General features: G+C 42.1%; 7 protein-coding genes and 1 pseudogene. 5 read left to right on the plus strand and 3 right to left on the minus strand.

The genetic code is table 11. From position 1 onward, the window contains the following. From G4P69_RS33540 to G4P69_RS33550, 3 genes are all read left to right on the plus strand, one after another. Positions 1–833: IS4 family transposase (locus tag G4P69_RS33540; RefSeq protein ID WP_208354181.1), on the plus strand; the 833-nt coding region annotated here is incomplete at its 5' end. Continuing rightward, positions 814–1,092, plus strand: coding sequence for a hypothetical protein (locus G4P69_RS33545; RefSeq protein ID WP_208346284.1), 279 nt, complete (start codon positions 814–816; stop codon positions 1,090–1,092). The genes G4P69_RS33540 and G4P69_RS33545, both read left to right, overlap by 20 nt. Positions 1,093–1,165: 73 nt before the next feature. Then, positions 1,166–1,564: a cupredoxin domain-containing protein gene (locus G4P69_RS33550; RefSeq protein WP_208344913.1), complete on the plus strand. Its 399-nt coding sequence runs from the start codon at positions 1,166–1,168 to the stop codon at positions 1,562–1,564. Positions 1,565–1,630: 66 nt separating this feature from the next. Here G4P69_RS33550 and G4P69_RS33555 read toward each other — a convergent pair. After that, a pseudogene (locus tag G4P69_RS33555) lies at positions 1,631–3,541 on the minus strand (phosphoketolase family protein); the annotation flags it as partial. 255 nt (positions 3,542–3,796) lie between these two features. Continuing rightward, positions 3,797–4,237: a hypothetical protein gene (locus G4P69_RS33560; protein WP_208344911.1), complete on the minus strand. Its 441-nt coding sequence runs from the start codon at positions 4,235–4,237 to the stop codon at positions 3,797–3,799. A gap of 860 nt (positions 4,238–5,097) precedes the next feature. Here G4P69_RS33560 and pstB point away from each other — a divergent pair. Further along, positions 5,098–5,904, plus strand: coding sequence for a phosphate ABC transporter ATP-binding protein PstB (pstB, locus tag G4P69_RS33565; RefSeq protein ID WP_208344910.1), 807 nt, complete (start codon positions 5,098–5,100; stop codon positions 5,902–5,904). Between the two features lie 546 nt (positions 5,905–6,450). Continuing rightward, positions 6,451–8,763: an NACHT domain-containing protein gene (locus G4P69_RS33570; protein ID WP_208344909.1), complete on the plus strand. Its 2,313-nt coding sequence runs from the start codon at positions 6,451–6,453 to the stop codon at positions 8,761–8,763. Positions 8,764–8,848: 85 nt separating this feature from the next. Here the strand turns inward: G4P69_RS33570 and G4P69_RS33575 are convergent, their stop codons facing one another. Further along, positions 8,849–9,403 carry a pentapeptide repeat-containing protein gene (locus G4P69_RS33575; protein ID WP_208344908.1) on the minus strand — a complete coding sequence of 185 codons (555 nt, stop codon included), beginning with the start codon at positions 9,401–9,403 and terminating at the stop codon, positions 8,849–8,851. Between the last annotated feature and the right edge of the window lie 891 nt (positions 9,404–10,294).

Here is a 10,294-nt window from a genome sequence, read left to right on the forward strand (position 1 = left end):
TAATTTTACACAGTTGTTTAGCCATAGAGCCTGATTTTGGTCAACCGTTAGGGCTTTTATGGGAGAAATTATGGCATCGGGATAAAGAAGTGTCTCCGCCAGATGGGGAAACACCAGCCCAGAAAAAAAAGCGATTAAAAAAGGAACGTAACGCTAAAAGAAATCAAGATTTTAAGTCTAAAGAATCTTATCGATGGGTGGAAGCATTCTCAAAAATCGAAAAATTATTTACCTGTTTAACTAAACCAATTGGTGGCGAAGCCACAAGAATAATTCATGTTTTCGATAGAGAGGGTGATATTGCGGAAGTTTTTGACCAAGTAAGTCAAATGAAAAACACAGGAGTTCTAGTTAGAGCAGCTCATAATCGCTGCGTAGAAGCAGATTCCTCATATTTATGGGAGTACGTAAGGGAGCAGCCAGTCCAATTTACAAAGGAAGTTAAACTACCAAAAACGAACAAGCGTGTTGAAAGAACAGCCACTTTAGAAGTTAAATATTGTCCAGTATCAATTAAAGCTCCGTCTAGATTAAAAAGTGCAGGCAATTTTAATGTTTATGCAGTTTATGCCAAAGAAATTAACGCGCCAGAAGGAAGTGAACATGTAGAGTGGATGTTACTGACAACTGAGTGCGTTACAACACAACAGGACGCAGAGCAGATTCTCCGTTGGTATACGTATCGTTGGCAGATAGAAGAGTATCATAAAATTCTTAAATCAGGATGCAAGGCAGAAAGTTACCGCTTGGGTGGAGATAGCATGTCAACAATGCTAGGTTTTTTAACAGTAATCGCGGCACAAAAGAGTGCGAATGACTTATTTACATCGTAATTCACCACAAAGTCCTGCCAGTATGGTGTTAACTAAAGTACAAATGGATGTCTTAATTGCTAACACCCCTCCAAAACTAAAAAATGGCGTAGAATGCACTGTTGACTGGGCAATTACAGCGATTGCTCGTCTGGGAGGCTACTTAGAACATAGAAAAAGAACTGCAATTGGAATACAAGTACTGTGGCGGGGCTGGTTAGAACTAGAAACCTTGTGTCAGGGTTGGCTACTGCATCTTAATCTTAAATTAAGATATTAATTCTCAACAGTGTTCTGATTCCGGAGGAATATGGTTCGCGAGCATTAGTGGCGAATCAGGAGACTTTTTGATTATGAAGCACCAAAACAAACCCTCACCCCAGGAAGAATTGTCTGAACGTATAGATAAGCTTGTTTCAATGAAAGAGTGCTTGGAGCAAGAGATTCAAGCAATTATCACATCGTGCGCGATCGCTCCTGGTGGGTGTTGGATTGCTCGTTATCTTGCAAAAGGACGAAAGGGTTTTTATTGGTATTATAAATTACAAGCAACTGAACCGATTTTTCCCACTAAGACATCTGGCAAGCTTTCTAAATACAAACATCTCGGTAAAGCTGGTAGTCTTGCATACCTAGAAGCTCTTAAACAGATCACCGCTAGAGCAAAAATTGAAGCTTTAGCCCGTTCCATTGAAACTCTTAACCAGGGTTTAAAGGATTTACTTGAGGAAACCTTTAAATACAAAAAATGAGCCCTAATGGTTCGCCACTAGTTCTCGCGAACCACTCGAACCTTTCCACATCCCGTGAAAAGTCAGATCGGTGCTTGCCCAATCCCAGATTCCAAGACCTTTTGTGCAGTGTTTGATTGCGGCATCCATATCCATATATTGGAGGTGAAGTTGCTTGTCACACACAATAACGTTGACATAGTCCACACTACGCAAACAATGGTCAGCTACTGACAACAGGCTGTTAACGTCAGGGGGCAGATAGATCCGAGTAATTTCTGGGCTTTTATTGAGTACTACGTCCAGGAAGCCAGGGTCTTGGTGGGTAAAACCATTATGGTCTTGCCGCCAAACTGTAGATGTTATCAGCAGATTTACCGAAGAAATGGCAGCCCGCCAGGGGATATGTTTGCAAATCTCCAGCCACTTACAGTGCTGGTTGATCATCGAGTCAATTATGTGAACGAAGGATTCGTAGGTGGAGAAGAAGCCATGCCTTCCGGTCAGCACATACCCTTCTAGCCAGCCTTCCAGGGTGTGTTCGCTCAACATTTCCATCACACGACCGTCACTCGCCAGTTCACCGCCGTCCTGATCTTCAGGGAAGTACTCTGCCAGCCAGAATTTTTTACTGACTTCGTAGATAGCACTCAGTTTATTCGAGGTATTTTCGTCAGGACTAAACACACGGAAGTTGTCCATATTCATCTGCATGATATCACGCAGAAAAACGCCTAAGGGTGTGGTATTTTCAACTTCAATATTACCAGGATTGGTGACTTCAACCCCGTACTGGCGAAAGTCGGGCATCCGTAGTTCTTTGCGCACCATACCCGCGTTAGCAATTGGATTCGCGCCCATGCGACGGTTGCCTTGGGGTGCCAGATCCTTCAGTTCAGGAATCAGCTTTCCTCTGGTATCAAAGAGTTCTTCGGGCTTATAGCTGCGCATCCACTGTTCCAAAATCTGGAAATGACCCTCATTTTTAGCGACATCTAACACTGGCACTTGGTGAGCACGCCAGAATCCTTCGAGTTTGTGCCCGTCTATTTCTTTTGGACATGTCCAGCCTTTGGGGCTACGTAGGATGATCATAGGCCAGCAAGCCCGCTTCGCGACACCCGTACTGCGCTCTGATGCCTGAATCTGCTTAATCTCTGTAATGCAGTGATCCAGGGTCGCGGCGATCGCTTGGTGCATCGTTTCAGGATCTGATCCTTCCACGAAGTAGGGCGTATAGCCGTAGCCTTTAAACAAGCTTTCTAGTTCCTGATGACTAATGCGAGCGAGGATTGTTGGGTTGTTGATCTTGTAACCGTTAAGGTGCAGAATTGGTAACACTGCTCCATCGCGAATCGGGTTAATAAACTTGTTGGAATGCCAGGCGGTTGCTAGGGGTCCAGTTTCGGCTTCACCATCACCAACCATAACGGCAACGATCAGGTCTGGATTATCGTACGCAGCTCCGTAGGCGTGGGAGATGCTGTAGCCCAGTTCACCCCCTTCATTGATGGAACCTGGAGTTTCAGGGGTACAATGGCTACCAATGCCGCCAGGGAAGGAGAATTGTTGGAAGAATCTTTTCAACCCTTCCTCATCCTCGCTCTTATCGGGATAAATCTCGGAATATGTTCCTTCTAGGTAGGTTGAAGCAAGAACACCCGGAGCTCCATGACCAGGACCTGCTAGGAATATCATATTGAGATCTTGCTGTTTAATCAGCCGATTCAGGTGCGTGTAGACAAAGCTCAAACCGGGGCTAGTACCCCAATGTCCTAATAGGCGATGCTTGATTTGTTCAATTTTTAGAGGCGATCGCAGCAGTGGATTATCTCGCAGATAAATCATACCGATAGCTAAGTAATTACATGCACGCCAGTAAGCATGTATCTTACGCAATTCTTCAGCATTGAGGGGCGCACCCTCAACTGTAGACCTAGCTTTGCCAAATGCACTAATCGAGTTGTCAGTGCTTGGTTTTGGAGGAGTTGCTACCATAGTTGTAATTTTTAACTATGAAAAAGTAAAAGGACATCGTCAATTAGTCCCCCCGCATTTATACGTGGAGTAATAATTACGAATTATTTTTACAAGGTGCTGTTTCATTTCTGGGTTTATTAGGTTTATTTGGTTAGGTTATGATATAAAAAGTAAGAATAGAAGAGCAAGTATACTCCTTCTGCAATCAGCAAATATTGGGCAAAAATAACTACCAATGGAGCCAAAATGAGTTGCTCATCAATTTAACATTTTCTACTTCGGATAGAACAAATATGTCACCCACTCACTGAGTTGAGTTTCATCGTCTACAAAAGAGTTATGATGCTGATAAACAAATGTCACAAAATAGTATAGTTCCTCTTGTGTGTGGACAAACTTACCATGTTCTATCTGCCGAATTATTTTAACAGAAGTAGCCTTATCTAATGGGGGTAAGGGGAAAAGCTTCAAACTTAAACTAAAAGTAACCGCCTCAGTGAGGTCTTTAATCCCCCGATCTACTATGGGTGAAATGACCCACTCCTTACCCCATGGGTGTGGATCGGGGGAAATAATTTGTAAATAAGGGGTGTTTTTATCGACCCAATACCATCCTCCCCGATTCAAAGATTGAACAGGGATGTAATTGTCTTCGGGTGGCAAATGTCCTATAAATTTCAGAAAACCTGCGTCAGGTCTATCGATCAAGTTCATTGCTATAATTCCTTTAATTTTTCAGCTATATGCATCACATTGCAAGTAATTCAAGTACAATGCCTTTGTCCAGAAGCTAAACGGAAAGCCCCTTTTATTCCTGAATTCTGCTGTATTAAGGTTTTTATTTACAGTCGTTGCTCTTAACAGCTAGCAAGCAAGTGTTCACACAGAGGTGACGAAAACGTAAAGTTATTGTGGTGCTACTTAAAAATTAAATGAGCAACAGCTTAGCAGGGTGAGAAAAACATTTTCATGCTTCTTGCTCCAACTTGTTTCATTCGGAGTGCCTTGTTTAATTACGAGGATAAAAAACCAGCTATTCATTCAGTAATCAAACTACTCTCAAAGCTTTCTGAAATTTTTCGATCATTGAAAGAGTTGAAATACAATGATAGGTTACAGCTTCATTTAATGAGATTATTTTGTGGACAACATTGAGCATAACATACTTCTGTTAGAAAGCATGTTTAACCAAGCGTTTGATTAGTGTATAAGTTGTATAGTTTGTACTAAATAGATTTAAATCTTTACAGAAAAGCTGAAAATGTATCCACACTAAAAAATATTAGATTTTGGTGTGATAAACATATTTCTTGACTCATTAATAAAGTTATAAAATCTCATTAATAATCTACATCCAGGAACTTGATTTTTATCCAATAAATAGTTGTTTAAAGAGCTTATAATGTATGTATAAAATTTATACGAGGGCATACATCTATGCACCACCCCGATAAAGAAGGGAAAACCCTCAACCTTAATGAATATCTTCCTAGGAATGGCAGTAAATTGCTTGATATCCCCCTCACCCCTGGCTACACAGTACACGATGAGAGCGTCAAGAATAACTAAAATTTATGTTCACTAACATTAAAGATGCTCATCAATCTGACACTGTTTTAAGAACAGAGGGTCTAAATGTTTACTATGGAAATTTTTTGGCGTTACGTGATATTTGGCTAGATGTGCCAAAAAATCTGGTAACAGCCTTTATTGGTCCGTCTGGATGTGGCAAAAGTACATTGTTAAGGTGTTTCAACCGCCTCAACGATCTCATTACATCATTCCGGGTGGAAGGCAAAGTTTATTATTATGGAGAAAATCTCTATGCACCGAGTATTAATCCTGTAGAAGTGCGTCGCCGGGTTGGGATGGTGTTTCAAACACCGAACCCTTTTCCCAGATCAATTTATGACAATATCGCCTTTGGACCGAGAATTAATGGCTTCAAGGGAAATTTGGATGAATTGGTAGAGCGATCGCTTAAGCAAGCTGGTTTGTGGAATGAAGTGAAAGACAAACTGCGTCAGAGTGGTTTGTCTCTCTCTGGTGGACAACAACAACGTCTATGTATTGCTCGTGCGATTATCACTCAACCTGACGTTATTTTAATGGATGAACCTTGCTCATCCCTTGACCCGATCTCTACTCTCGGCGTTGAAGATCTACTACGGGAACTCAAAGAGCACTACACAATCTTGATCGTCACGCACAACATGCAACAAGCATCGCGCATTTCTGATATGACTGCCTTTTTTAATGTCCAGACTTCAGAACTAGGAGGCTGCACTGGTCACTTAGTAGAGTATGGCCACACAGAGAATATTTTCCACAATCCCCAACAGCAAGCTACTAAAGAATACGTCAGTGGTAAGTTTGGGTAATTGGGCAATTCACCGCTCCCCTCTAGGCTCAAAGGGTGTAGGGTACCCACAGTTAAAAGTGTGGGATTGGAATAAGGACGCAGCGTTCAGATCGCGGTGCGTCTCGAAACACATATTTTTTTCTTGGTGAGCGCTACTCCCACCTCTCAAGGATTCCTCTTAAACATGCTCCCTACCCGCTACACCCTATTTTGGATGACTTCCCCAGTCCCTTGCAGTCGTTGGATTTCTTGGGTATCGGGCATTGGCGCGTTTCCTATGCCCCGTTTTTTCTCAGTTAATAGTGTCTGATTTATTTACAAAACTTTAACAAAATTGATCTTGTCTCGATACCACTTTTCATTTGGAGCCGTTAAGTCATACATAGAATAAAAAAGCAATTACTATAGCATAAAAATCTCTCGTATGTGTTTGAATTGAATGAGATTAAAGTTGATCTGTCTCTTTTGTATGATTTAAATTGAGCAAGACTTACTATCATAGTAAAAGGTATGAAATTTATATTCTTAAGAAAGTTTTAAATTTTGATTATGAGTCTTGTATATTATGGTCAAAAGATCGCTCCAGGCATCACTTACCGGGATTCAACAGGCTAAAAAAGCATTTGCTCGCAAGGGGTGGACTCAGGAAAATCTGGCATGGGAAGTCAACTTAAAGACTCGACAACCGATTTGGCGATTTTTCAGTGGGCGTCCCGTTGATCGTCATATATTTCTGGAAATTTGTTCTGTATTGGAACTGAATTGGCGAGCGATCGCTGCTGATCCACCAGCCGAATTCTCCGATCCTGGGGTTCTTACCCGATCTCAATTCGTAGATATTGATGCTTTGGTGCAAATTGTGCGATCGCAATGCCAAGACAAAATTCAAGACCAGTGCGGTATCTTGCAATTATTAGATATCGGTCATCCCGTTGCGATCGATGACATATACATTGATGTCAATATTCTCGAAGACATACCAAGCCAACAGTGGTTAGAAATCTCTAACTTGCAAAACCTTGAACCGAGTGAATTTGACCGCTTTGGCTTAGGCTCGGTTGATCACAAACAAATACCAGGTATGCGCGCAGTCGAAACCTACTCCAAGCTGAGGGTGCTAGGTAAACCAGGTGTAGGTAAAACCACTTTTTTGCAGCATCTTGCTATTCAGTGTAATAGAGGCGCATTTGCAGCAAACCAGGTTCCAGTGTTCATCGTACTAAGGAATTTTGCTGAAGAATCACGCTTAAGCGGTGAGTACAGCCTACTAAACTATATTCGCTCAATTTTTCTAACTTCAGGAATTTCAGAACACTCAGTGATTGAAACCTTGCTTGGTGCAGGCAGAGTTTTGCTGCTGCTTGATGGCATGGATGAAGTTGTTAACCAACAAAGTAATGCTGTCTTAAAAGAAATTCGCTTGTTTTCAGATAAGTATCACAAAAATCGGTTTGTGGCAACTTGTCGAACAGCAGCGCAAAAGCTCACGCTTAGAGGCTTTACCGATGTTGAGATTGCCCCATTTACCTCACAACAAATCCGAGCCTTCGCTCGAAAATGGTTTGTGGCATTCAGCAAAACAAACACTCAAAATGGAGAAGGACAGTCCGTTCAATTTATTGAAAAATTGGACGAACCCACGAACTGGCAATTTCGCCAACTCGTGGTTACACCCCTATTTCTGCATCTTGCCTGCTGGGTGTTCCACGGACAGGAAAAATTTCCCACTAAGCGGACTGAGTTTTATAAGCAAGGGCTAGATCTTCTATTAGGCAAATGGGATGAAGCCAGAGGCGTTGAACGTGATGATGTTTATCGGGGGTTTTTACTACCACAAAAGCTCAAGTTGCTCAGTCAAATTGCCGCCGCGACATTTACGCAGGGTCAGTACTTTTTTGAGCAACGTGTTATTGAGCAATACATTGGTGACTATATTCGTAATCTACCTGAGATGCCAACGGATCCAGAGGAACTGCAACATGAAAGTGAAGCAGTTCTCAAGGCGATAGAATCGCAACATGGGTTACTAACAGAACGGGCACGAGGAATTTTCTCCTTTTCCTATCTGGCGTTTCAAGAATACTTCACTGCTAGAAAAATCGTTGCCAGCCATAACCTACAAGCATTGGAGCAAGCCCTGGCTGGATTGGTCAGTCACATCACTGATCCTCAGTGGCGCGAAATCTTCTTATTGACAGCTGCTATGCTCCGCAGTGCGGACTCTCTGGTGCAGTTAATGAAGCAACACATTGATGCGCTAGTCTCGCAAGACCCTTACTTACAAGAATTTTTAACCTGGGCTAGTCAGAAATCTCGTACTACTCCGTCACCACCAAAAATTGCGAGTACACGGGCATTTTACCTTGCCTTAGCCCGAACTCCTCACATAGCTTCTCACTTTACCCTAGCTTGTACCCTCGACCAGGGAATGTTTCTGGATGCGATGTTAGATGACCTGCTACTAGAGTGCGCGATCGACCGAAGCCAAGATTTTGCTTATGCTCATGCGTGTGGAGATGCTCTCTCGCACATTCTAAGCATTGTTTTAGATGCTGGACTGCATAAATCCCTAGAACAACTTAGGGAGCAACTACCCAATCAAAATCAAAACCAAGAAAAATGGAAGGCTTGGTGGGCAGCACATTATTCAGTCTGGGTTGAACAGTTAAAGATGACGATCAGTAATTATCGTAAGATTGATCACCACTGGCAGTTTACTCAAGAGCAACAGCAAACACTGCAACGCTACTACGATGCTAATCAGCTGCTGTTGGATTGTCTCAATAGCAATTGTGAAGTGACAGCTGCTATCAGGCAGGAAATTGAAGCAACCTTGTTATTGCCAACTAAAGAACTTGAGGACAGAGAATGGCAATAATAGTTATGCAGGTGTCGGCTCTTGGCAACCAAAATAATTGCTTACCCCGAAGTATTGAGAGAATACAATTTTTGTTTAAGTCCCATCAGTAGTGAACTGTTCCGTCGGGCATCTTTGCTCCACTCAATCCTGTACCCCTCATATTTGCCCCTGCAATTTCTGCTTCGCTTAGGTCTGCGTTTTCTAGATATGCCCCATCTAAGTCTGCCCCATCTAGCTTTGCCCCCTTTAAGTTGGCTTCACTCAAATTCACTCCTCTGAGGTCTGCTCCTCTGAGGTCTGTGTTACTTAAGTCTGCTCCCTCTAAGTTGGCTCCACCTAGCTTGGCACAGCTTAAGTCTGCTCCACTGAAATTTGCACGCTTCAAGTTTGCCCCACTCAAATCTGCATCAACCAATTCTGCACTTATCAGGCACACTTCAATCATTCTTGCATCAGCTAAGGAAGCTTCATTCAGTTTGGCCTGACTTAAATGTGCAGCAGTTAGGTCTGCACCCCTTAAGTCTGCGTGAATCAAGTGTGCTCCTGTCAGGTGCGCCCCAACCAAATTTGCTTTAGTTAAGCACACACCAACCAACTCTACGTTGCTAAAGTCCCGTTCTCCTAATGCGTATCGTCTCAAAAGTTCCTGAGTATCCATATCTTTTGTTGCCTTCAATTTTGTTAAAAGATTTTGTCAATAAGTTTAGTAATGGTCTATCACATCAACTAGCCAAGGGTATTCAGTCTGATAATCGGTTGCTGTGGCTCCAACAGCTTAGGCTTGTTGAGCAAAGCCTTAGATTGGGTGATTATTTGCTGCAGTTCTAGGCTTTGGATGGTGTTTTTCTTCTTATACCTCATAAAGATGATTACGTACATAAACTGACATGTAACACCTCTCGAACCTAATAGGGTGTAGAGATTTAGATCCGGGAAGGCGTCTATGGCAGTGTGTCTACAGCGTAGTCACTTAGCCGAAAGTATTTCTCTTTACTCTTATCATAGCATGGAATATTTAATTACGCTTGTAAAATCCAGCGACTAACCAAATTCTACCCACGAACTTTTTCCAAATGTGGTGTTTTATGACGCCCCTATGCCTATCAGAGCGATGAGGAATTACCTGTCAACGACTTGCGTACCAATAATTTGAGTTACCGATTTTTCTTTCACATTTGCGTATAACTTCAACTTATCGTATCTCCGTTCTGTTATCCGAATATGTAAATATGATTGTTTTCATGTTGTAAACACAAAACGAACATATTCATACTATCATAAACGAGTGATGGTAAAGCCTAAATCGCTAACCACACTCTGTACCTTGACAACTGAAGATATGGTGCGATTCGTTTAGCCGAAACCTAAAGAGGATGGCTAGCTTTTGATTGAACACTTATCAATCAAATGACAACTCACTATAATCTGGTGTTATAGATTCTGGAGTATTTACTGCTACATCTGAAGGTACAATGCAAGGTGGAGTAATTTCTCCATTACTTGCTAACATAGCCCTTCATGGCATGGAAACACGGATAAAACAAGAATT

Origin of the sequence: Aetokthonos hydrillicola CCALA 1050, assembly GCF_017591665.1 — a bacterium.
Taxonomy (GTDB): domain Bacteria; phylum Cyanobacteriota; class Cyanobacteriia; order Cyanobacteriales; family Nostocaceae; genus Aetokthonos; species Aetokthonos hydrillicola.

Coding starts and splice junctions, on each gene's coding strand:
- G4P69_RS33545 (WP_208346284.1), top strand. CDS start 814: ATGACTTATTTACATCGTAATTCACCACAAAGTCCTGCCAGTATGGTG.
- G4P69_RS33550 (WP_208344913.1), top strand. CDS start 1,166: ATGAAGCACCAAAACAAACCCTCACCCCAGGAAGAATTGTCTGAACGT.
- G4P69_RS33560 (WP_208344911.1), bottom strand. CDS start 4,237: ATGAACTTGATCGATAGACCTGACGCAGGTTTTCTGAAATTTATAGGA.
- pstB (WP_208344910.1), top strand. CDS start 5,098: ATGTTCACTAACATTAAAGATGCTCATCAATCTGACACTGTTTTAAGA.
- G4P69_RS33570 (WP_208344909.1), top strand. CDS start 6,451: ATGGTCAAAAGATCGCTCCAGGCATCACTTACCGGGATTCAACAGGCT.
- G4P69_RS33575 (WP_208344908.1), bottom strand. CDS start 9,403: ATGGATACTCAGGAACTTTTGAGACGATACGCATTAGGAGAACGGGAC.